The organism is Streptomyces cinerochromogenes, assembly GCF_014648635.1.
In the GTDB taxonomy this organism is placed as follows: Bacteria; Actinomycetota; Actinomycetes; order Streptomycetales; family Streptomycetaceae; genus Streptomyces; species Streptomyces cinerochromogenes.
Map to the genome: position 1 here is coordinate 362,648 of NZ_BMRM01000004.1, position 21,802 is coordinate 384,449.

Below are 21,802 nucleotides of genomic sequence, written 5' to 3' on the forward strand. Positions count from 1 at the left end.
AGAGCGGGGTCCGGCGCAGGTACCGTTAGGGGCATGCGTCTCCATGTCGTCGACCACCCCCTGGTCGCTCACAAGCTCACCACGCTGCGCGACCAGCGCACCGACTCCGCGACCTTCCGGCGGCTCGCCGACGAGCTGGTCACCCTGCTCGCCTACGAGGCGACACGGGACGTGCGGACCGAGGCCGTCGACATCCAGACGCCGGTCGCGCGCACCACGGGCGTCAAGCTGGCCCGTCCGCGTCCGCTGGTGGTGCCGATCCTGCGGGCCGGTCTCGGCATGCTGGACGGCATGGTCCGGCTGCTGCCGACCGCCGAGGTGGGCTTCCTGGGCATGATCCGCAACGAGGAGACGCTGCAGGCGTCCACGTACGCCTCGCGCATGCCGGAGGACCTCTCGGGCCGCCAGGTGTACGTCCTCGACCCGATGCTGGCCACGGGCGGCACGCTGGTCGCGGCCATCCAGGAGCTGATCAAGCGCGGTGCGGACGACGTGACGGCCGTGGTGCTGCTGGCCGCGCCCGAGGGCGTCGAGGTCATGGAGCGGGAGCTGGCGGGGACGCCGGTCACCGTGGTCACGGCGGCGGTGGACGACCACCTCAACGAGCTGGGGTACATCGTGCCGGGGCTGGGGGACGCGGGGGACCGGCTCTACGGCGCCGCCGAGTAGCCTTCCGCGCCCGGGGAGGGCACCTGGGCGCCGTGCGCGTGCACGGGTGCGGGTGCATGCACGGCTGCGGGTGCGTGCACGGGTGCGCGTGCGGGTGCTTCGTGGTGGGGCGCGCCCAGGTGGCGGAGCCGCACGTCGAACGCAGCCCCGCGCCCCTTGCGGCGCGCTCCTCAGCAGCTCTTCTTCGTCGTGGCCGTCGGCTGCGGCTTCGGGTCCCTCAGGGTCGTCAGGGCCCGGTCGGCCGTCGCCCGGTCGGCCAGGCCCTTGAAGGCGTCGCCGATGACGAGGTCCACGTCGGTGCCCTTGCGGGTGTCGGCGCGCAGGCCCGCGCCGGTGAGCTGGGTGGCGAGGACGCGGAGGGCCGTGTCCTGGGCCGCGGGGGAGCCGAGGAGCATCCCGGTGCCCTTGACCTTCTTGTCGTACTGCTTCGACGCGTTGCCCACGTCGCCGATCCGGAAGCCGCGCTTGCGCAGTTCGTCCGCGGTGCTCTTGGCGAGGCCGGTGCGCTTGGTGGCGTTGTAGACGTTGACGGTGATCCGGCCGGGCTCGGGGAGGGGCTCGGCGCGGGTCGCCGCGGCCGCCGCGGCCTTGGTGCGGCAGCGGGCCGCCGGGCCGGTCGCCGTGGAGTCGCCGGCGCCGCCGGTGAAGACGTCGATGAGCTGCAGGGTGCCCCAGCCGATCAGACCGAGCACGGCGACGGACGCCACCACGGCGGCCACGAGCCTGCTGTGTCGCCGGGGCGGACGCATCCGCGGGTATTTGTCCCCCGTGATCCGGTACTGGCCGCCCATGCCAGGGGGAGTGAGCATGCTCATGGGCGCAGCGTAGTGCGCCCGAGCGGCGATGCCTATCAGATGATCAGTCGATGCCGCTCAGCGGAACCCGAAAGGGCCAACGGCCGTGTCGCGCCGGGTCAGTCGAGTTCGAGCACGCGCGCGTGCAGCACCTGGCGCTGCTGGAGGGCGGCGCGGACCGCGCGGTGCAGGCCGTCCTCCAGGTACAGGTCGCCCTGCCACTTCACGACGTGCGCGAAGAGGTCGCCGTAGAACGTCGAGTCCTCCGCCAGCAGGGTCTCCAGATCGAGCTGCTGCTTGGTGGTCACGAGCTGATCGAGGCGGACCGGGCGCGGCGCGACGTCCGCCCACTGCCGGGTGCTCTCCCGGCCGTGGTCGGGGTACGGCCGGCCGTTTCCGATGCGCTTGAAGATCACACGGAAAGCCTACCGGTCAAGACGTTCCGGGCGCAGCCATGGCGGGGCAGTGCGACGCTTGAAAAGATGGAGCAATTCGGACATACGGGTTACTACGGGAACGGGGGCCGGGGATGAGCGACAGCGAGACCGTGCCGCCCGCCGGGCCCCGGGGTGCTTCCGCGGCGCCCCGGGACGCGCCCCAGGACACCTCAGCAGGGCCCCAGGACGCTTCCGGACTGCCCGCCGAGGCGCGGAAGATCGCCTCCGGGTACGTCTTCACCGGGCCCGCGCTCGACCTCGGCGCCCTCCTGTGGGACGGGCAGTGCCACGCCGGCGCGCCGGTCCGCGTCCCGCTGTCCGTGCTCAGCCGGCACGGCCTGGTCGCGGGCGCCACCGGCACCGGCAAGACCAAGACCCTCCAGCTGATCGCCGAGCAGCTGTCGGCGCAGGGCGTACCGGTGTTCCTCGCGGACATCAAGGGCGACCTGTCCGGCATCGCACGGCCGGGACAGCGGAACGACCGGGTGCGCAAGCGGTCCGCGGAGGTCGGCCGGGCCTGGACCCCGGCCGGCTTCCCGGCGGAGTTCCTCGCCCTCGGCGGCCTCGGCCACGGCGTCCCGGTCCGGGCCACCGTCACCAGCTTCGGCCCGGTGCTGCTGGCCAAGGCGCTCCGGCTGAACCAGACGCAGGAGCAGTCCCTCGGCCTGATCTTCCACTACGCCGACACCAAGGGCCTGGAGCTGATCGACCTCAAGGACCTGCGCGCGGTCGTCGCCTTCCTCGCCTCCGACGAGGGCAGGGCCGAACTCCGGGACATCGGCGGTCTCTCCGGTGCGACGGCCGGGGTGATCCTGCGCTCGCTGACGGCCTTCGAGGCGCAGGGCATGGCGGACTTCTTCGGCGAGCCGGAGTTCGACACCGCGGACCTGCTGCGCACGGCGGAGGACGGCCGGGGCGTCGTCTCGGTCCTGGAACTCCCGGCGGTGCAGGACAAACCCCTGCTCTTCTCGACGTTCCTGATGTGGCTGCTCGCCGACCTCTTCCACGACCTGCCCGAGATCGGCGACGTCGACAAGCCGAAACTGGTCTTCTTCTTCGACGAGGCCCACTTGCTGTTCCACGGCGCCTCCCGGGCGTTCCTGGACTCGATCACGCAGACCGTCCGGCTCATCCGGTCCAAGGGCGTCGGCGTCTTCTTCGTCACCCAGACCCCGAAGGACGTGCCCGGTGACGTCCTCGCCCAGCTCGGCAACCGCGTCCAGCACGCCCTGCGCGCCTTCACCCCCGACGACGACAAGGCCCTGCGGGCGACCGTGCAGACCTTCCCCAGGTCGGCGTACGACCTGGAGGAACTGCTCACCGGTCTGGGCACCGGGGAGGCCGTGGTGACCGTGCTCGGCGAGAGCGGCGCCCCGACCCCGGTCGCCGCCACCCGGCTGCGCGCCCCCGAGTCCCTGATGGGCCCGGTGGACGCGGCCGAACTGGACCGGGCGGTGCGCGACTCCGCGCTCCACGACCGTTATGCACAGGCTGTGGACCGAGAGTCGGCGTACGAGCGGCTGAGCGCGGCACGCGCGGAGCCGGCCCGGGAGCCGGAGCCGGCCGCCCGGCGGGCGCCGCGGACCCAGCGGGCGCCGCGGGCTGCCGAAGAGGAGCCGTCGCTGGTCGAACAGGTCGTGCACAGCCCGATGTTCAGGTCCCTGGCCCGTTCGGTCGGCACCCAGCTCGGCCGCGAGATCACCCGTTCGCTGTTCGGCACCGCCCGGCGGAGGCGGTAGCCGCCTCCGCCGGTGCCGGTCAGCGGTCCCGTTCCTCCGTCGACCGCTGGGGTTCCGGTGTCCGCTGCTCCGGCCTGGGGGCCGTACCGCGCCGGGCCTCCGCGCGCAGCAGGGCGCGCAGGACGGCGTAGGGATCCTTGGGCATGGCTGTGCTGCTCCTTGCGTCGAGCCGACTGACCTTGCGGGGACGCGGGCCGGTCAGCAGCGCAGCACCACCGTGCGCAGCAGGGGCGTGGTGTCCGGCACCCGCGCGGCGGCGGGGCTCGGGCGGGCCGCCGGGCGGGCGGGCGCCGGGCCGGGCAGGGGCGCGCGGCGCTCGGGTACGTCGGCCCGGTGGAGGACACGGGCGGGCGGCCGCAGTGCCGTGTCGAGGAGGTCCTGCTCGGCGGTCTCGGCGGCCACGACGAGGTCGGTGACGGCCGGGGCCGGTACGTGGGCACCGGGCACCCACAGGGCGAGGACCAGCACGAGCACGCGGAGCCAGGTACGGCTCCGGGGTGTGCTCCTGATCCTGCTCATGGCTGCTGTCTGCCCGGAGCGGACGGCCGGGGCAGCACACCGGGCGCGAGAACCGCCCGCTCGGCGTACCTGCGGGGCGCGGGGTTGACGGCCCTCACAGGGTCTTCGGCACCCGGCGGGTCCGGCCGCGGATGCCGAACGCCGTGACGATCTCCACGATGCCCACCGCGACCAGCCAGATGCCGCCGACGAGCGTCAGCACCTTGACCGACTCGAACGGCGAGTCGATGAGGACGATCCCGGCGACGAAGGTCAGGATCCCGAGGAAGATCTGCCAGCCCCGGGCGGGCATCCGGGAGTCGTGCAGGGCGGCCAGGGTCTGCGTGATCCCGCGGAACAACCAGCCGATGCCGATCCACAGGGCGAGCAGCAGGATCGACTGCATGGGCCCGCGGAAGCAGAACAGGCCGAGCAGGATCGACAGCGCGCCGCTGATGAAGGCCAGTACGCGCAGCGAGGTCGCCCGGTGCGTGCCGAACGCGGAGACCAGCTGGAGGATCCCGCTGTACAGCAGGTAGACGCCGAACAGCACTCCCGCGGCGAGCAGGGAGGGGCCCGGCCACACCAGCACCAGGACGCCGAGCACCAGCGAGCCGATGCCGGTGACGAGGACGACCTGCCAGGCGGCCCGGGACAGGGCGTGCAGGGGGCCCTCGAACGGCGGCTCCGGCTCGTGCCGGGCACGGGGTTCCGCCGTGGGGTGGCCGTGGGCGGTCTCCGCCGCGTGGACGCGCCGGTCGTCGTACGCGCGGTCCCGCTCCGGACCGCTGCCGGGTATGTCGGTCATGCCCCATGGTCGGACCGGCTGGAGAGCGGCGACCAGCGGGGTGGCCCGAAGGGGTGAGGGCAGCGCGCCGGCGTCCCTACTTCACTTCTTCGCGGGCTTCGCGGACTCGGTGGACTTCGCGGAGGCCGCGGAGGTCACGGGGTCGCGGACTTCGCCTGGGTCGCGGATTTCGCCGACTTGGCCGCCTTGGCCGCCGCCTTCAGCTCCTGCTTGTGGGCGCGCACCTTGGCCAGGGACTCCGGGCCGGTGATGTCGGCGACGGACCGGAAGGAGCCGGGTTCGCCGTAGGCGCCGGCGGCCTCCCGCCAGCCGGCGGGGGCGACCCCGAGCTGCTTGCCGAGCAGGGCCAGGAAGATCTGCGCCTTCTGCTTGCCGAATCCCGGCAGCTCCTCCAGCCGCCGCAGCAGCTCGGCCCCGCTGCCCACGCCCCGCCAGACCGCCTCCGCGTCACCGTCGTAGTGCTCGGCGAGGTACTGGCACAGCTGCTGGATCCGCTTCGCCATCGAGCCGGGGTAGCGGTGCACCGCGGGCTTCTCGGAGAGCAGCGCGGCGAACGCCTCCGGGTCCATCGCCGCGATGTCGTGCGCGTCCAGGTCCGCGGCGCCGAGCCGGTCGGCGATGGTCCGGGGCCCCTTGAACGCCCACTCCATCGGGATCTGCTGGTCCAGCAGCATCCCGGTCAGCGCGGCGAGCGGGGAGCGTCCGAGCAGCGCGTCGGCCTCGGCGTCCTGGGCGAGGTGCAGGGTGACGTCCATGCGTCGATGATCCCGCGCACGAGACGGCTCCGCCCGCTCAGCCACCGGGGGCGGTTTGCTCGGTCCGCGCCCGCGTCTGCCCGCCCCGCTCCCGCTCGGCCTGCCGGAGGTGCCCCGCTCGGCCTGCCGGAGGTGCCCCGCTCAGTCCGCCGGAGACGCCCCGCTCAGCCCGCCGAGGCGGGGCGCTCAGCCCGTCCGAGGCGCTCGTTCAGTCCGCGCGCCAGTACCCCAGCGCGTGCACCCGCTGCTTCGGCACGCCCAGGTCCGTGCGGACGTAGGAGGCGAGGGCGCGGGTGGTCGCCGTGTCGCAGGCGATCCAGACGTACGGGTGCGGGGTGCCGGCGAGGACGGCGGGCAGTTCCGTGCGGACCCGTTCCAGGAGGCGGGCGCCCGCGTCCTCGCGCGGTACCGCCCGGATCTCGTGCCGGTCCGGTTCGGCGCGGCTGGGCAGCCCCGCCGGATCGCCCTCGAACCAGACGGTCGCCGGGGCCGGACCCAGCGCGTCGAGCAGGGAGTTGATCGCGGGCAGCGAGGCCGGGTCGCCGATCGCGACGAGGTGGGAGGGTGCGGGGGCGGGATGCCGGAAGCCGGTGCCCTGGACGGTGGCCTCGACGGTGTCGCCGGGCCGCGCCGCCCGCGCCCAGCCGGAAGCCACGCCCTCGTGCAGGGCGAACTCCAGCGCGAAGGTGCCGGCGGCCGGATCGGGGTCGACCAGGGTGTAGGCGCGCTGGTGCGGGCGGCCGTCGGCGGAGAACCACAGCCGGACCCACATGGTGGGGTGGACGCCGGTCGCGGCGAGCAGTCCGCCGTCACGGACCCGGAGCCGCCGGTAGTGCGGGGTCACGTCCTCGGCTTCGAGCACCGTGAGCACGAAGTCCTTGGCGCGCAGCAGTCTGAGGACCGCTCCTTCCCAACCCCGCCCCTGCCCCATGACCCCTCCACCGTTCGCGTACGATTCCGCCACAGAAAACTTAGGCAAGGCTAACCTAAAGCTCAGAGCGCAGGAGATTCCCGGGTGACCATCGAGACGTACCGCGACGCCTGGGGCATCCCCCATCTGAGGGCGTCCGGCGCCCGCGAACTCGCCCGCGCCCAGGGCCGGGTCACCGCCCACGACCGGGCCTGGCAGCTGGAGGTCGAGCGCCACCGCGCCCAGGGCACCTCCGCCTCCTTCCTCGGCGCCGACGCCCTCTCCTGGGACGTCTTCGCCCGCCGCGCACGGCTCGACGACACCGCCCGCCGCTGCTTCGCCGCGCTGGAGAACCGGGATCCGGAGACGGCCGACTGGGTGCGGGCGTACGTCGACGGGGTCAACGAGGGCCTGCCGGCGGGTGCCCGCCGCGCACCCGAGTTCGCCCGCACCGGGCTGGCCCCCGGACGCTGGCAGCCCTGGACACCGCTCGGCGTCTGGCTCGCCACGCACATCCTGTTCGCCGGCTTCCCGGCCAAGCTCTGGCGCGAGCAGGCGATACGGCACCTCGGTCCCGGGGCCGTCGGCCTGTTCGCCACCGACGGGCCCGGTACGGCGGGCAGCAACGGCTGGCTGCTGACCGGCGACCGCACCGCCACCGGCCACGCCCTCATCGCCGGCGACCCGCACCGCTTCATCGAAGACCCCGGTGTCTACCAGCAGATCCACCTCTCCTGCCCCGAGTTCGACGTCGTCGGCCTGGCCGTGCCCGGCGTCCCCGGCATCGCCCACTTCGGCCACACCGGCACGGCGGCCTGGGCCATCACCAACGCCATGGCCGACTACCAGGACCTCTACCGTGAGCGCCTGCGCCGCACCGGCGCCGGCATCGAGGCCCTCGGCCCCGACGGCACCTGGCACCGGGCCGCCCGCCACACGGAGACCGTGGAGATCGCGGGCGAGCCCCCCATCGAGATCGAGGTCCTGGAAACGCTCCGCGGCCCGGTGATAGCCGGCGGCCCGGAGGGCCTCGAAGCCACCACCGTCGGCCCACCCGACCGGCCGCAGACCCCGGGCGGGACCCCGGGCGGGACCTTGGGCGGGACCCCGGGCGGGACCTTGGGCAGGACCCCGGTCGAGACCTTGGGCAGGATCTCCGGCAGGACGCCGGTCGAGACCTTGGGCGGGACCTCCGGCAGGACGCCGGTCGAGACCTTGGGCGGGACCTCCGGCAGGACGCCGGGCGACCCCCCGGGCGAGACCTCGCGCACGACCCCGGACGAGACCGCGGACGCGATCGCCGCACGCGGCTTGCGCGGGCCGTACGCCGGGGCACCCGGACACCGGCGGGCAGATCCGGCCCGAGACGGGGCCGAGGCGCTCGCCCTCCGCTACCCGCCCCGCGTCACGGAAGACCTCGGCTTCAGCGCCCTCCTCCCCCTCCTCCGCTCCCGCACCGTCGCCGACATCGACCGCGCCCTGGACGCCTGGACCGAGCCGGTCAACGTCGTACAGGCCGCCGACACCGCCGGAGGCACCCTGCACCGGGTCGCCGGCCACGTCCCCGTCCGCGCCGAGGCCAACCGCCTCGCCCCGGTCCCCGCCTGGGAACCCGGCCACGAGTGGCACGGCGCACACGAGACGCCGTACGCCCGCCCGGCCCACGACGACGGCATCGCGGTGATGGCCAACGCCCGCGGCCTGGCCACCCCCCTCGGCGTCGAGTTCGCCCCGCCCCACCGCGCCGCCCGCATCCGCGCCCTGCTCGACGCGCGCCGCACCTGGACCGCCGACGGCATGCCCGCGATCCACACCGACACCCACCTCGGCTCCGCCGCACCCCTCCTGGACCACCTGGCCGCCCTGACCGGCCTCACCCCCGCCGCCGCGGCCCTCCGGGACCGCCTGCTGGCCTGGGACCGCCGCATGGAGGCCGACAGCACCGACGCGGCGGCGTACGCGGCGGTGCGCGGGGCGGTCGTACGCCACCTCGCCGCGCACCCCGTCCTCGCCCCGCTCGCCGAACCCCCGGCCTACCCGGACCTCCTGCTCCCCTGGCTGGCCCTCGTACCGCGTGTCGGCTACGCCCTCGAACACCTGCTGCGCGCCGAGGACCTGTACGGCATCGACCGCGCGGCAGCCGTCCGCGCCGCCCTGGAGGAGACGGCCGCCGCACCCCCGGCCGGCCCCTGGTCGGCCACCCACCGCCTGGCCCCCTGGAGGGCGCTCCCCGCGGGCCCCGGGAGCCTGGCGGATCCCACGGACCCGCCGGTCCCGGCGGGTCCCGCGGACCCGGACACGGACGGACCCGGCCTCGCCGGTGACCACGACTGCGTGCTGTGCGCGTCGGCCGTCCCCGGCCTCACCGACCGCGCCGCCCGCGGCCCGGCCGCCCGCTACGTCTGGGACCTCGCCGACCGCCGGAACAGCCGCTGGGTGGTCCCCTTCGGCGCCGACGGCGTACCCGGCGCCGCCCACCACCGCGACCAGCTCTCCCTGTGGCTCAGGGGAGAACTGGCCCCGGTGATCACCGACTGGGACCGGCTCACCCCCGAGCACCCCGGCCCGGTCACCACCGAACCCGCCGACCCCACCCGGGAATCCGAGGAATCCGATGACTGACCTGCACGTCCAGCACGTCGACGGCTACGGCACCGTCCGTATCCGCGCCCTCGACCCGGAGGGCGACGCCGACCTGGTCCACGCCTGGGTGAGCGACGAACGCGCCTCCTTCTGGGGCATGAACGGCCTCACCAGGGCCCAGGTCACCGAGGTCTACGCCCACATGGCCACCCTCGACACCCACCACGCCCACCTCGTCACCAAGGACGGCGAACCGGCCGCCCTGTTCCAGACGTACGAGCCCGCCGCCGACCGGGTCGGCGCGTGCTACGACGTCCGCCCCGGCGACCTCGGCGTGCACCTCCTCCTCGCCCCCGCCGGCCCCGGCGGCGCGCACCCCGGCTGGACCTCCGCGCTGCTGAAGGCGGTCACGGCGTACGCCCTGCTGGTCCTGGACCGCCGGCGGATCGTCATCGACCCGGACGTCCGCAACGCCAAGGCGATCGCCCGCTTCGAACGCCAGGGCTTCCGGCGCGGCCCCGCCGTCGTCCTCCCCGAGGTCGACCTGCCCGATGTGTACCTCCCGGAGAAGCACGCCCAACTGGCCTTCCTGGAGCGGGCGGTAGCCTTCCCCGGGTGACGACGCCCGACGAGCTGATCGCCCATTACGGCCTCGAACCCATCCCCCGCGAGGGCGGCCTGTTCCGGCGTACCTGGGCCGGGCCCGAGCGGCCCGACGGCCGCCCCGAGGGCACCGCCATCGTGGCGCTGCTCACCGCCGGCGACTTCTCCGCCCTGCACCGCCTGCCCTCCGCCGAGACCTGGCACTTCTACCTCGGCGACCCGCTCCGCCTGCTGCTCCTCGCCCCCGACGGCACGACCCGCACCCCCGTCCTCGGCCCCGACCTGCGCGCCGGACAGCAGCCCCAGCTGACCGTGCCGGCCCGCACCTGGATGGGGGCGCGGGTGGCCCGGGGCGGCGCGTGGACGTTCTTCGGCTGCACCATGGCCCCCGGATTCACCTACGCGGACTACGAACACGGCGACGCGGCCGGCCTCACGGCGCGTTACCCGTCCGAGGCCGCCCTGATCACGGAACTCTGCCGCCCATGACTCCCCTGCTGAAAGGGCAGACCGCCCTGGTGACCGGCGCGGGCGGCGGCATCGGCCGCGCCATCGCCCTGCGGTTCGCGGAGCACGGCGCGGCGGTGGCCGTGCACTGCCGTACGGCGCTCACCGCGGCCACCGAAGTCGCCGAGCGGATCCGGGCGGCGGGCGGCAGGGCGGTCGTACTCCGAGCGGACCTGAGGGACGAGGCCGCCTGCCACCGCCTGATCGAGGAGACGACGGCCTGGTCGGCCGGCCGCCTCACCGCGCTCGTCAACAACGCGGCCGTCCAGCCCGTCCAGCCGCTGGCGGAGATGACGGCGGGGGACTGGCGGACGGTCGTCGACACCGACCTCACCACCGTTTTCGCCTGCACCCAGGCGGCCGCCGCCCACATGCGCGCCCACGGCGGCGGCACCATCACCCACATCGCCTCCATCGAGGCCGGCCACCCGGCCCCGGGCCACGCCCACTACAGCGCGGCCAAGGCCGCGGTGGTCATGCACGCCCGCGCGGCGGCCCTGGAGTACGGCCCGGACGGCATCCGCGTCAACACGGTCTCGCCCGGCCTCGTCGACCGGCCCGGCCTGGCGGAGGCCTGGCCGGACGGCGTACGGCGCTGGCTCGCCGCCGCCCCCGCCGGCCGGCTGGGCCGCCCCGAGGACGTCGCCGACGCCTGCGTCTTCCTGGCCTCCCCGCTCGCCTCCTGGATCAGCGGCCACGACCTGGTAGTGGACGGCGGAGTGACGGCCCGTCCGACCTGGTGAGCACACCGGCGTTCTCCGCCGTATCCATACGGAGGACGCGTGCGGGCGGAGACGGAGGCTGACGACGGTGCTGCAGGCGGAACACCGAGGACCCCTACGACCGCGCGGCGGAAAGCCCACCGCACTCCTGTTCCGCCCCCCTGCCCGCTTCCCCGTTCGCCTCCCGGTCCGCCTTCCTGTCCGCCTTTCCGTCCGCCTCTCCGCCCTGCTCCCCGTCCTCCTGCTCGGTCTCCTCCTCGGCACGGCGGCACCCGCCTCGGCCCACGCCGTCCTGCGCGCGTCGGACCCCGCCGACGGCACCGTCCTGCGCACCGCCCCCCGCCAGGTCACCCTCACCTTCACCGAGTCCGTCGGCCTGCTGACCGACTCCTTCCGCATCTACGACCCCGACAACCACCGCCTGCGTACCGGCCCCGCCGGCCACGCCCCCGGCCGCTCCGACACGGCCCGCGTCACCCTCCCGGCCCGGCTCGCCACCGGCACGTACACGGTCGCCTGGCGGGTCGTGTCGGCCGACAGCCACCCCGTGTCCGGTGCCCTCACCTTCTCGGTCGGCGAACGCACGGCCGCCCCGGCGGCCCCGCCCGCGGACCGTGCGGAGAACCACGCCACCACGGCCCTGCACACCATCGCGCGCTACCTCGCCTACCTCTCCCTGGCCCTGCTCCTCGGCACCGCCGCGTTCGTGGCGTACTGCCGCCCGCCGGCCACGGCCCACCTGCGCACCCCCGCCCTGGCCGCCACGGCCGCGCTCCTCGTCTCCACCACCGCCCTGTACGTGCTGCGCGCGCCCTACGAGGAGGCCGCCGCCCCCACCACCGGCTTCTCCCTCTCCGCCCTCACCCACACGGCGGCCACCCGCCCCGGCCGGCTCCTGCTGCTCCGCCTGGCGCTGCTGCTCCTGGCCGCGGCCGCCGCGACCGTCCTGCGCGGGCGCCGGACCAGGCTGCCGCGCCGCGTCACCCTCGCGGCCGCCGGAGTCCTCGCCGTGGCGCTGTCCCTGACCTGGTCGGCGTCCGACCACGCCTCGGCGGGCATCCAGGTCCCGGTGGCGATCGTCTCGTCCACCCTGCACCTGCTGGCCATGGGGGCCTGGCTGGGCGGTCTGGCCGCGCTCCTGTGGACCCTGCGGCGCGCCCCGGAACCGGCGGGCCTGCCGGCCTCCGTCCCGGCCCGCTTCTCCCGCCTGGCGTCCGTCTCGGTCGCGGTCCTGGTGCTGACCGGCGTCTACCAGTCCTGGCGCGGCCTCGGCTCCTGGCAGGCGCTGACGGACACGACGTACGGCCGTACCCTCCTGGCCAAGCTGGCGGCGGTCACCGCGCTGCTCCTGGCGGCGGCCTGCTCCCGCACCTGGACCGCCCGCCTGGCCCGGCCCACCACCCCCGCCGCTGCCCGTGTCCCCGGTCCGGCCGGCGCCACTGCCTCCGCCCACGTTCCCGACCCGGCCTCCGCCTCCGTCTCCGCCCGTGTCCCCGACCCGGCCTCCGCCTCCGTCTCCGCCCGCGTTCCCGGTCCGGCCTCCGCCTCCGCCCGTGTACCCGACCCGGCCCCCGGCCCCCGCCCCCCCGACCGCTCCCCGCAGCCACCCGCCACCCCCGCCACCCCGGCCATCCCGGCCATCCCCGCCGTCCCCCTGCGCCTCCTGCGCCGCTCGGTCGTGCTGGAGGCGACGGCCGCGGTCGTGGTCCTGGCCCTGACCACGCTCCTCACCGGCACCGTGCCCGGCCGCGCGGCGACGGAGTCCGCCCAGCCCGTGGCCTCCGCGGCGACGGGCATCCCGACCGCGTCCGTCACCACGATCCCCTTCGACACCGGCGCCTCCGGCGGCCACGGCAGGATCCAGATCACCCTGGATCCCGGACGGGTCGGCACCAACTCCGTCGAGGCGGTGATCTACGGCCCCGACGGCGGCCTCTCCACCGTCCCCGAAGTCCGCGTCACCCTCACCCTCCCCACCCGGCACGTGGGCCCCCTGGACACCAGGGTCACCGACCGCGGCGGCTACTGGTCCGCCCCTTCCTTCACCCTCCCCCTCCCCGGCACCTGGACGATGAAGGCCACCATCCGGATCTCGGACCTGGACCAGGTGACGGTGTCCGCACCGGTGCGGGTGACGCGATAGGCAGGTCAAGCCATCCCCCGGTCATCCCCCGGTTCAGGTAAAGGGAGTTGGTACATTCGCGAGTGCGCGGGCCGAGCGGCCGGCGCCCGATCGACCGGAGGACGGGGGTCCCATGGCGTGGGAAGAGTGGGAGAGGGCCAAGGCAGCGGCGGCGGGCGGGGACACACGGATGCGGCTCAACCAGGCCGGATCCAGTGGCGCCTCGGCCGCGGATCTCGTCGTCCACCAGGACGACCTGGGGGCCGTCGGCCATGAGGCGTTCGTTCTCCACGGCGAACTGAGCAAGAAGGCCGACATCGCGGCCGCGGGCGCGGGAAACGAGGCTTCGGGGTCCACCATGCGGGCCGCCGCCGCACTCAAGAGCCACCACCTCGGGCTCGGCTCGGAACTCGAGACGACCGTCGAGATGTGGACCTCGCAGGTCAAGTCCGTCCTCCAGGCGTGCGCGCACATCTCCAACCACCTCGACTACAGCAAGAAGACGCACGCACACGACGACACCCGTATCGCCGCGGACCTCAGTGGCCGTACCGGACCGGTGCCCGTCTCCGTGCTGAACGAGTACTTCAAGTAGGGCAGGTAGGAGAGGACATGGGGGACTTCACCTACTCGGATCTCATGGCTCTGGACCTCGGCAAGCTGGGCACGGCGGTGTCCGACTGGAAGTCGATGGCCGAGGGCCTGGCCGAACTGGCCACCGATGCGCGGGACGGCATGCTCAAGAAGTCCGAAGGGGCCCGCTGGAAAGGTGTCAACGCGGACGTCACACGGGAGTTCGTGCGCAAGACGGCCAAAGAGGTCGCCGATCTCCAGGCGGAGGCGGAGAGCATCGCCGCCGTACTCGCGGACGCACACGCGGAGCTGACGACGTACCAGAGGCAGGCCAAGAGCCTCACGGACGCGGCGCGCAAGGGCAACCCCGCCCACAACCCCCCGGACCCCGCTCTCTTCGTCACGGACGGGCCGGGCGGCACGGTCCGCGTGATGGAGGCGATGTGCACACCGGAGGGCCCGAACCAGCGCACCAAGGACTACATCCAGTGGTACGCCGACACGCTCACCGGAATCGTCCAGCACGCCGCCGAGGTCGACGCCGCGGCGGTACGGGCACTGCGCAAGAGCCACGGCAACGACCCGCACAACGCCGGGCACGCCAGGTACACCTCCCTCGACGAGGAGCAGCTGCCCCGCGCCGAGGAACTCGCCGCGCTGGGCGGTGACGCCGACGCGAAGCAACGCGCGGAGCTGAAACGCCTGTGGGAGTCGCTGAGCCCCCAGGCGCGGGCGCGCCTCTGGCTCGCGAAGAAGGACGACCTCATGGCGGCCGGCGTTCTGAGCCCGACCATGCCGCAGGTCGCGGCCGACGCCGGGGCGGGGGCGCACGGATCGGAGTCGCCCGGGTTCGACGAGTGGGCCACTAAACGGAAGATGGAACTGCTCGCCGAGGGCGCCGACTGGCAGGGCATGACGGACGCCTCCCGCAACATGGCGCACTACCTCGGCAACAGCGGCTCCCCGATGGTCCTGCCCGTGGACAAGATGATGGCGGACGTCCCGGAGTTCAAGACGTACGTCGACGACATCGTCCGGCACCACCAGAACGGCTGGCGCCAGCAGGCCCTGCAGCAGTTCCGGGAGAACGGCGGCAAACCGGTCGCCATACCGGTGGAGGCGAAGCTGCCCGACGGCTTCTACTTCAGCAAGGAGATCAACGAGAACTGGTTCTACGCGGTCGGCGGCGCCAACACCAACGTCACCGGCGTCGTGACGGCCGTACCGGATGCGCACGGCAACCCGAAGATCTCCGTCGACTACCAGGCGAACGTCTGGGACCGCTACAACTGGGACGAGGGCAAGGGCGTCAACGTGGGCCCGATGAAGATCCCCGACGGCCAGATGGCCAAGCTCCACCGGGTGGGTCTCGCCCAGGAGTACGACATGGCCGGGAGCAGCGGCACCCACCACTACGATCTCGGCTCCTCGCAGCCCAACCAGTCCCCGCTGCCGGGTCCCGACGAAAGCAGGGACGGACGCACGGACCCGGGCAGAGAGCAACAGCAGGGCCGCACGACGCACAGGTCACCCGGGAGGACGGCCGTCCGATGAACGACGCCCACGACAACGCAGGCGACCCCCGCCGGACACACCCCGCCGATACGGTCCGAGGCCCCCGCCGGACGCGCGCAGCCGGGACGGCTCTCGTCGCGCTGGCCCTCCTGGGCGCCCTGACCGCGACAGGCTGCTCTGCCCCTGACTCCGGCTCCGGTACCGGCCGCCCGGCCGGTGACCGCGCCGCCGGGCAGACCGCGGACGACAGGTGGGTCGAGGGCGTCACGCCGGGGTGGATGAGCGGGCACATGGGCGTCGACATCCCGGCGGGGGCCCGGGACGCGCGGGCCGGCTACCAGGTGACCTCCCGCTTCGACACCGGTGTGCTCACCTTCACACTGACCAGGTCCCAGACGCGGACCTTCCTGGCCGCCTACCCGCCGCGGGGCGAGCTGCTGGAGCCCACGGCGGCCGCGACCGACGTACGGACCCACGACTTCAGGCACCTGGGCGTGCCGGAACCGGAGTCGTTCAAGAAGGGCATGCGCTACGGCTCCGTCTGCCCCGGCACCGACCCCGAGCCCACCGCCGGCCCGGACCCGCTCACCGACCCGTACGGCACCTCGGACGCCGGCTGCGTCAGCCTCTACGCCCACGACTACGCCCCGGACCGCACCCGCATCTACCTCCGCGACCACTACGAGCCGGGCATCAGCCCCCTCCCGACAGCCCCACCCACTTCCTCAGGGACCCGCTGACCCCATCTGCCGTACGGGTGGATCAGTGCGTGATTCGACGGGGCGTCAAGTGCCGTTCGGACCAACTGCTCGTCCCGTCCCCCGACAGTGGAGCCCGCGGCAGAGGCCGTGACGGGATTCGCGGACGGGTGGTGACACCGCGAAGGGACGGGTAGCGCCGCGGCCCCGGATATCTGGCGGCGACACGCTGCCGCAGAAAGGGGTTCCGTCCGCCCCGGAGGAGTGCCATGCACGGTGTCCGCATGCTCCGGGCGCTGGTGACCGCAGCGCTGATCGTGACGGGCCTGGCGGCCGCACCGGCGACCGCGCACGTCCGCCCGTCAGCCAGAGGTTCCCAGCCGCCTTCCCTGCGCGTCTGCCCGCAGACCCCCATCTTCAGCCAGGCGGCCTGCCTGGCGAGGCTCCGCACGGGGCTGCAACTGCTCCCGTCCCTCCCACCAGGCGCCAAGCCCCCCGGCCTCGGCGCTGACGACATCCGCAGCGCCTACGAACTGCGCGGATCGAACGGTCAGCGCCGTACCGTGGCGATCACCATCGCCCACCACGACCCCAACCTGGAGAGCGATCTGGCCGTCTACCGCCGCCAGTTCCATCTGCCGGCGTGCACCAAGGCCAACGGCTGCCTCCGTGTGATCAACCAGCGCGGCGGAACCACCCCGCCGCCCACCACGGACCCGGGTTGGGCGTTCGAGGAGTCCATCGACGTGGACGCGGTGAGCGCCGCATGCCCGGTCTGCCGCATCCTGGTCGTGGAAAACGACAGCGCCTTCGCCTCCGACATGTTCGCGGGTGTCGACCAGGCCGTCGCGCAGGGCGCGAAGTTCATCTCGAACAGCTGGGTCTTCCCCGAGGCCCCGTTCGAGACGAACTTCGACTTCCACTTCAACCACCCCGGCGTCGCCTTCACCTTCGGCTCGGGCGACAACGGAGGCGTGACGCAGTATCCGCCCGCGTCCCCCTATGTCACCGCGGTGGGCGGCACCACGCTGAGCCGTGCGAACAACCAGCGCGGCTGGACGGAAAGCGCGTGGCCGGGCACCGGGTGCGGGTGCTCTCTGTACGAGCCCAAGCCGCCGTTCCAGCACGACACCATCTGCCCCCACAGCCGCACCATCGCCGACGTCTCCGCAGTCGCCGCGGGCTTCGCGGTGTACGACACGGTCCCCTTCGCGGCCTCCACCGGCTGGCTCGTCGCCGACGGCACCAGCATCGCCGCCCCCCTGGTCGCCGGCATGTACGCCCTGGCCGGCAACCCCGCCCCCGGCACCTTCCCCAACAGCTACCCCTACGCCCACCCCGGGGACTTCCACGACATCACCACCGGCAGCGCGGGCTCCTTCTCCGCGGGCCCGGGCTACGACGCCCCCACCGGCGTCGGCACCCCCGACGGCGTCAACGGGCTGCGGTCGAGTGATCCCTACGGCTCGCACCGGCGCGTTCCAGCGCCGCTCCGGAAGGTGGAAACGGCAGGCCGGCCACGTACACCGGCGTAGCGGCCTTGGGCTGGAGCCCCCATGCCTCGATCCGAGGCCGCTGTTGCCGGACGGCGAGGATCCGACTCACCGTCCGCCGCGGCACGGCAGGCAGCCCCGTGGACTGGCCGAACTGCCAGGAACTGCGACCGGTCAGGCGGTGAGTGCCTGGGTGAGGGTTTCGTGGCAGTCGATGACGGTGTCGATGCCGACGAGGTACAGGACGCGTCGCACGGCGGGGCGGGGCTGGGCCAGGCGGAGCCAGCCGCCGGCCTCGGTGAGGGTGTTGTGGGCGGTGATGAGGATGTTGATGCCGCTGGAATCCATGAACGTGACGTGCCCCAGGTCCACCACGACGCGGGGCCGGGTCGCACCGGAGACCTCGAGGGCGTGCGCCAGGATGTCGCCGGTCTGGTGGTCGATCTCCCCGGCGGCGGCCAGCACGTGGATACCGTCGGTGACGGACGCCGTGATCGACAGTTCGCCCGCCGATATCGCGTGTTCGGCGTCCGCCATTTCTCCCTCGACCATGTCGGCGATCCTGGCACAGCCTTTCCCCCGCGGGTATCGCTGCCCTGCACGCGGAGCGACTTCTGGGTGACGAAGGCAACGCGGGTCGCATGCGTCACCTTCCCCGGTGCGGGTATACGCGCGTGAGGTGAAGGGGGTAGTGAGGATGGCCGCGATGGAATCAGTCCCTGTAGCGCAGGACGGCACCACACCGGGTGAAAAGGTCATCCAGACCACGATGGCCCTGGACGGGACCGGCAGGGTCATCGCCGAGGCCCGTCATCTGGCCGCCGATTTCCTCACCCGTGTCCAGGCCGAGCACGGTCTGCCGGTCTCGGAGCGCGCCATGGACCTGACCCGGCTGGTGGTGAGCGAGCTGGTCACCAACGCCATCAAGTACGCCCCGGGCCCGGTGCTGCTGGACCTGCGGATCGCGGGTGACATGGTCGAGGTCATGGTGTGGGACTCCGACCCGGTGCTACCCATGGCGCGGACCGGGGACGTCGGCCGGGTGGGCCAGCACGGCCTGGAAATCGTCATGGCGGTCTGCCAGGGCTTCGAAGCGCAGCGGGAACCGGTCGGCAAGCGCATCACCGCCCGCATCGCCCTCCTGGACGACCCGGACGGTGCGGTCACCGGGCGCCGCCCCCTTTAAGGCTCCGCACCCACCGCCTCACAAACCACCGGCGCATCCACCTCGCCGCTGCGATCGTCTGCTCCGTACTGGCCGGCGTTTTCGCGCTGGCCGCGGCCCTGGCCGCAGCGCTCCAGCCCATGTCCGACACCGCCACGCCGTCCGTGCTCTTCGTCTGCGTCCACGACGCCGGACGCCCACAGACGGCCGCCGCCTTCCTCGCCCACCTCGCGGGCGACCGCGTGCCAAGGCTTCCCGCCTCGAAGAGGAGGACACCGAGCCGTTCACATCGAGGAGGTGCGGAGCCTCCTCGTGGAGGCGGCCGAGCTTCGCGACAGTGCACGCTGGGTCGTCGCACTTGCCCTCGGCCTCCCGGACTGGCGGAGCCGCAAGGACGCGCACCCGGTGCATGCATGTGACGGGAGTCACGCTCCGGGAAGTCGCTCAGCAAGTCGGAGACGCGCTCTGGGTGCCGCCCGGCACCGAAGGAAAAGCCGACCGAGACGGAAACTGAGACGGACAACGTCGAAGGGCCCCACTGCGAACAGTGGGGCCCTTCGACATCGTGCCCGGTGAGGCACTGGCGGAGGATACGAGATTCGAACTCGTGAGGGGTTGCCCCCAACACGCTTTCCAAGCGTGCGCCCTAGGCCTCTAGGCGAATCCTCCGCCGGAAACATTACATGACCGAGGGGAGTGCTCGCGAACTCGTTCCCGCAGGCCGTTCGCCGGGTGGGGGTGTGACCCCGATCGGGTACAGACCGCGGCCCGCTATCGGGTACTGTGGGACACAGCCCCTCACGCGGCGCTATCTGACTGAACTCCCCCAGGGCCGGAAGGCAGCAAGGGTAGGTCGGCTCTGGCGGGTGCGTGGGGGGCGCTTGCGTTCCCGGGGGCTTCGGCCGGGCCCGGTTGTCAGTGGGCGCCTATAACCTCGTATGCGTGTCGTCTCTCGCTCTGTACCGCCGCTACCGCCCGGAGACCTTTGCGGAGGTCATCGGGCAGGGGCATGTCACCGACCCGCTGCAGCAGGCGCTGCGGAACAACCGGGTCAACCACGCGTACCTGTTCAGCGGGCCGCGCGGCTGTGGCAAGACGACCAGCGCGCGCATCCTGGCCCGCTGCCTGAACTGTGAACAAGGCCCCACCCCGACCCCCTGCGGCGTGTGCCAGTCCTGCCGCGACCTGGCCAGGAACGGACCGGGGTCGATCGACGTCATCGAGATCGACGCGGCCTCTCACGGTGGTGTGGACGACGCCCGTGAGCTGCGTGAGAAGGCCTTCTTCGGCCCCGCGAGCAGCCGGTACAAGATCTACATCATCGACGAGGCCCACATGGTCACGTCGGCGGGCTTCAACGCCCTGCTCAAGGTGGTCGAGGAGCCGCCGGAGCACCTGAAGTTCATCTTCGCGACCACCGAGCCCGAGAAGGTCATCGGGACCATCCGGTCGCGGACCCATCACTACCCCTTCCGGCTCGTGCCGCCCGGCACCCTCCGGGAGTACCTCGCCGAGGTGTGCCAGAAGGAGGACATCCCGGTCGAGGAGGGCGTGCTGCCCCTCGTCGTCCGTGCGGGCGCCGGGTCCGTGCGTGACTCCATGTCCGTCATGGACCAGCTCCTCGCCGGCGCCGGCGAGGAAGGTGTGACATACGCCATGGCGACGTCCCTCCTCGGCTACACCGACGGCTCCCTGCTCGACTCCGTCGTGGAGGCCTTCGCCACGGGTGACGGCGCCGCCGCCTTCGAGGTCGTCGACCGCGTCATCGAGGGCGGGAACGACCCGCGCCGCTTCGTCGCCGACCTGCTGGAGCGGCTGCGGGACCTCGTCATCCTCGCCGCCGTGCCGGACGCCGTGGAGAAGGGGCTCCTCGACGCCCCGGCCGACGTCCTGGAGCGGATGCAGGCCCAGGCCGAGACCTTCGGCGCCGCCGAGCTGAGCCGCGCCGCCGACCTGGTCAACGAGGGCCTGACCGAGATGCGCGGTGCCACTTCCCCGCGCCTCCAGCTGGAACTGATCTGCGCCCGTGTCATGCTCCCCGCCGCCTACGGCGACGAGCGGTCCGTGATGGCCCGCCTCGACCGCCTGGAACGCGGCATCAGCTTCTCCAGCGGCGCGGGCGCCCCCGCCATGGGGTACGTCCCCGGTCCGGACGCGCATGGCGGCGCCGCCTTCCCCCCGGGCATGGGCGCCGGCGCCGGTGCGGTGTCCGTGCCGTCCGGTGGCGGTCCTGCGGCGGCCCGGGCGGCCGTGCGGGCGCCGGGTGCGCCCGGTGCTCCGGCCGGTCCCGCCATTCCGGCTGTTCCGGCTGTCCCGGCTGGTCCTGGTGTCGCTGCCGAGGCGGCTCCGGCTGCCGCTCCCGCCGCCCCTTCCGCTCCGGCGCCCGCGGAGCCTGCCCCTGCCCCTGCGCCCGCGGCCGCCCCAGCCACCCCCGCCCCCGGTGCCTGGCCCACCGCCGCCCCCGTCGGCGGCGGCAGGCGTCCCGGTGGCTGGCCCACGGCCGCCGCTCCGGCGGGGGGCCGTCAGGGCGCCGGCCAGGTGCCTGAGCGCGCGGCCCCGCAGCAGCCCGCCCCCGCCGCCCCCTCGGCGCAGTCCGCGGCGCCCGCCCCGGCCGCGCCCGCCGGTGGTCTCGACCCCCGCGTGCTCTGGCCGAACATCCTGGAGGCCGTGAAGGACAAGCGCCGCTTCACCTGGGCCCTGCTGAACGCCCCCAACGCCCAGGTGACGGGCTTCGACGGCACCACCCTCCAGCTCGGGTTCGTCAACGCGGGCGCCCTGGACCGCTTCATGGCCAGCGGCAGCGAGGACGTCCTCAAGGCGGTCCTGACCGAGAGCTTCAACGTCCACTGGAAGATCGACGCGGCCCTCGACCCGTCCGGCGGCTCGTCCGGCTACGGCGGCGCCCCCGGCGGTGGCTACGGCGCCCCGGCGGCGTCCCGCCCAGCGGCCCCCCAGCCGTCACCGCAGGCGACCCCCGCCCGGCACCAGTCCGCCGCTCCCGCCGCGTCCGCGGCCCCCACCGCACCCGCCCCGGCCCCCAGACCGGCCGCCGCGCCCGAGCCGCCGCCCGTCGCCCCCGAGGACGACATCCCGGAGGACGACGACCCGGATCTGGACGAGTCGGCGCTCTCCGGCCACGAGCTGATCGTGCGGGAGCTGGGGGCGACGGTGGTGGAGGAGTTCACCAACGAGTAGCGAGGCGGACGGCCGG

21 protein-coding genes, 1 tRNA gene, 1 other RNA gene and 1 pseudogene are annotated in these 21,802 nt (G+C 73.6%); 15 read left to right on the forward strand and 9 right to left on the reverse strand.

Annotated elements, in window-relative coordinates; translation table 11 throughout:
- The first annotated feature begins 33 nt into the window (after positions 1-33).
- Positions 34-669 carry a uracil phosphoribosyltransferase gene (gene upp, locus IEZ20_RS10715; protein ID WP_103817752.1) on the forward strand — a complete coding sequence of 212 codons (636 nt, stop codon included), beginning with the start codon at positions 34-36 and terminating at the stop codon, positions 667-669.
- Between the two features lie 170 nt (positions 670-839).
- On the opposite strand, the gene IEZ20_RS10720 is transcribed toward upp, so the two are convergent.
- Positions 840-1,484: a LytR C-terminal domain-containing protein gene (locus IEZ20_RS10720; protein ID WP_229896007.1), complete on the reverse strand. Its 645-nt coding sequence runs from the start codon at positions 1,482-1,484 to the stop codon at positions 840-842.
- Positions 1,485-1,582: 98 nt separating this feature from the next.
- The gene (locus tag IEZ20_RS10725) at positions 1,583-1,879 is read right to left on the reverse strand and encodes a type II toxin-antitoxin system VapB family antitoxin (RefSeq protein ID WP_004943146.1); all 297 of its coding nucleotides are present in this window, start codon (positions 1,877-1,879) and stop codon (positions 1,583-1,585) included.
- A 113-nt stretch (positions 1,880-1,992) separates the two neighbouring features.
- Here IEZ20_RS10725 and IEZ20_RS10730 point away from each other — a divergent pair, with 113 nt between their 5' ends.
- Complete coding sequence (locus IEZ20_RS10730) at positions 1,993-3,639, forward strand: helicase HerA-like domain-containing protein (RefSeq protein ID WP_189296853.1); 1,647 nt, start codon at positions 1,993-1,995, stop codon at positions 3,637-3,639.
- A gap of 19 nt (positions 3,640-3,658) precedes the next feature.
- On the opposite strand, the gene IEZ20_RS40340 is transcribed toward IEZ20_RS10730, so the two are convergent.
- The 5 genes from IEZ20_RS40340 to IEZ20_RS10750 all read right to left on the reverse strand — a co-directional run bounded on the left by IEZ20_RS40340 (position 3,659) and on the right by IEZ20_RS10750 (position 6,631).
- Positions 3,659-3,784 (reverse strand): hypothetical protein, encoded by a 126-nt coding sequence (locus tag IEZ20_RS40340; RefSeq protein ID WP_256464691.1) that lies wholly within the window; start codon positions 3,782-3,784, stop codon positions 3,659-3,661.
- Positions 3,785-3,837: 53 nt separating this feature from the next.
- The gene (locus IEZ20_RS10735; protein ID WP_189296855.1) at positions 3,838-4,158 is read right to left on the reverse strand and encodes a hypothetical protein; all 321 of its coding nucleotides are present in this window, start codon (positions 4,156-4,158) and stop codon (positions 3,838-3,840) included.
- Between the two features lie 94 nt (positions 4,159-4,252).
- Positions 4,253-4,945, reverse strand: coding sequence for an HdeD family acid-resistance protein (locus IEZ20_RS10740; RefSeq protein ID WP_189296857.1), 693 nt, complete (start codon positions 4,943-4,945; stop codon positions 4,253-4,255).
- Positions 4,946-5,079: 134 nt separating this feature from the next.
- On the reverse strand, positions 5,080-5,700 hold the full coding sequence (locus IEZ20_RS10745) for an HhH-GPD-type base excision DNA repair protein (protein ID WP_189296859.1): 621 nt from the start codon (positions 5,698-5,700) through the stop codon (positions 5,080-5,082).
- Between the two features lie 208 nt (positions 5,701-5,908).
- Entirely contained in the window at positions 5,909-6,631 is a 723-nt protein-coding gene (locus tag IEZ20_RS10750; RefSeq protein ID WP_189296861.1) for a siderophore-interacting protein, read from the reverse strand.
- Between the two features lie 84 nt (positions 6,632-6,715).
- Here IEZ20_RS10750 and IEZ20_RS10755 point away from each other — a divergent pair, with 84 nt between their 5' ends.
- The 9 genes from IEZ20_RS10755 (at position 6,716) to IEZ20_RS10795 (ending at position 17,468) form a co-directional block, all read left to right on the forward strand.
- Positions 6,716-9,232: a penicillin acylase family protein gene (locus IEZ20_RS10755; protein WP_189296863.1), complete on the forward strand. Its 2,517-nt coding sequence runs from the start codon at positions 6,716-6,718 to the stop codon at positions 9,230-9,232.
- Positions 9,225-9,812: a GNAT family N-acetyltransferase gene (locus tag IEZ20_RS10760; protein ID WP_189296865.1), complete on the forward strand. Its 588-nt coding sequence runs from the start codon at positions 9,225-9,227 to the stop codon at positions 9,810-9,812. Before IEZ20_RS10755 ends, IEZ20_RS10760 begins: the two co-directional genes overlap by 8 nt.
- A complete protein-coding gene (locus IEZ20_RS10765; RefSeq protein ID WP_189296866.1) occupies positions 9,809-10,285 on the forward strand; it encodes a cupin domain-containing protein in 477 nt (158 codons plus the stop codon). The genes IEZ20_RS10760 and IEZ20_RS10765 overlap by 4 nt, the downstream gene beginning before the upstream one ends.
- The gene (locus IEZ20_RS10770) at positions 10,282-11,046 is read left to right on the forward strand and encodes an SDR family NAD(P)-dependent oxidoreductase (protein WP_189296868.1); all 765 of its coding nucleotides are present in this window, start codon (positions 10,282-10,284) and stop codon (positions 11,044-11,046) included. Before IEZ20_RS10765 ends, IEZ20_RS10770 begins: the two co-directional genes overlap by 4 nt.
- 67 nt (positions 11,047-11,113) lie before the next feature.
- Positions 11,114-13,168: a copper resistance CopC/CopD family protein gene (locus tag IEZ20_RS10775; RefSeq protein WP_373303922.1), complete on the forward strand. Its 2,055-nt coding sequence runs from the start codon at positions 11,114-11,116 to the stop codon at positions 13,166-13,168.
- Between the two features lie 112 nt (positions 13,169-13,280).
- A complete protein-coding gene (locus IEZ20_RS10780; RefSeq protein ID WP_189296870.1) occupies positions 13,281-13,742 on the forward strand; it encodes a hypothetical protein in 462 nt (153 codons plus the stop codon).
- A gap of 17 nt (positions 13,743-13,759) precedes the next feature.
- Complete coding sequence (locus tag IEZ20_RS10785) at positions 13,760-15,274, forward strand: hypothetical protein (RefSeq protein ID WP_189296872.1); 1,515 nt, start codon at positions 13,760-13,762, stop codon at positions 15,272-15,274.
- A gap of 239 nt (positions 15,275-15,513) precedes the next feature.
- Positions 15,514-15,975, forward strand: coding sequence for a hypothetical protein (locus IEZ20_RS10790; RefSeq protein WP_229896008.1), 462 nt, complete (start codon positions 15,514-15,516; stop codon positions 15,973-15,975).
- Positions 15,976-16,202: 227 nt separating this feature from the next.
- Positions 16,203-17,468, forward strand: coding sequence for a S53 family peptidase (locus IEZ20_RS10795; RefSeq protein ID WP_189296874.1), 1,266 nt, complete (start codon positions 16,203-16,205; stop codon positions 17,466-17,468).
- A 132-nt stretch (positions 17,469-17,600) separates the two neighbouring features.
- On the opposite strand, the gene IEZ20_RS10800 is transcribed toward IEZ20_RS10795, so the two are convergent.
- Positions 17,601-17,978, reverse strand: a complete 378-nt coding sequence (locus IEZ20_RS10800; protein ID WP_229896009.1) for an STAS domain-containing protein — start codon at positions 17,976-17,978, stop codon at positions 17,601-17,603.
- Positions 17,979-18,132: 154 nt separating this feature from the next.
- On the opposite strand from IEZ20_RS10800, the gene IEZ20_RS10805 reads away from it, so the two are divergent.
- Entirely contained in the window at positions 18,133-18,612 is a 480-nt protein-coding gene (locus IEZ20_RS10805) for an ATP-binding protein (protein WP_189296876.1), read from the forward strand.
- Positions 18,613-18,731: 119 nt separating this feature from the next.
- Positions 18,732-18,836, forward strand: a pseudogene (locus IEZ20_RS39595) (phosphotyrosine protein phosphatase); the annotation flags it as partial.
- A gap of 336 nt (positions 18,837-19,172) precedes the next feature.
- On the opposite strand, the gene IEZ20_RS10810 reads toward IEZ20_RS39595, so the two are convergent.
- A tRNA-Ser gene (locus IEZ20_RS10810) sits at positions 19,173-19,260 on the reverse strand.
- Positions 19,261-19,380: 120 nt separating this feature from the next.
- Here IEZ20_RS10810 and ffs point away from each other — a divergent pair.
- An RNA gene (gene ffs / locus IEZ20_RS10815) (signal recognition particle sRNA small type) lies at positions 19,381-19,479 on the forward strand.
- A 54-nt stretch (positions 19,480-19,533) separates the two neighbouring features.
- Complete coding sequence (locus IEZ20_RS10820) at positions 19,534-21,786, forward strand: DNA polymerase III subunit gamma and tau (RefSeq protein ID WP_189296878.1); 2,253 nt, start codon at positions 19,534-19,536, stop codon at positions 21,784-21,786.
- Positions 21,787-21,802 lie beyond the last annotated feature (16 nt).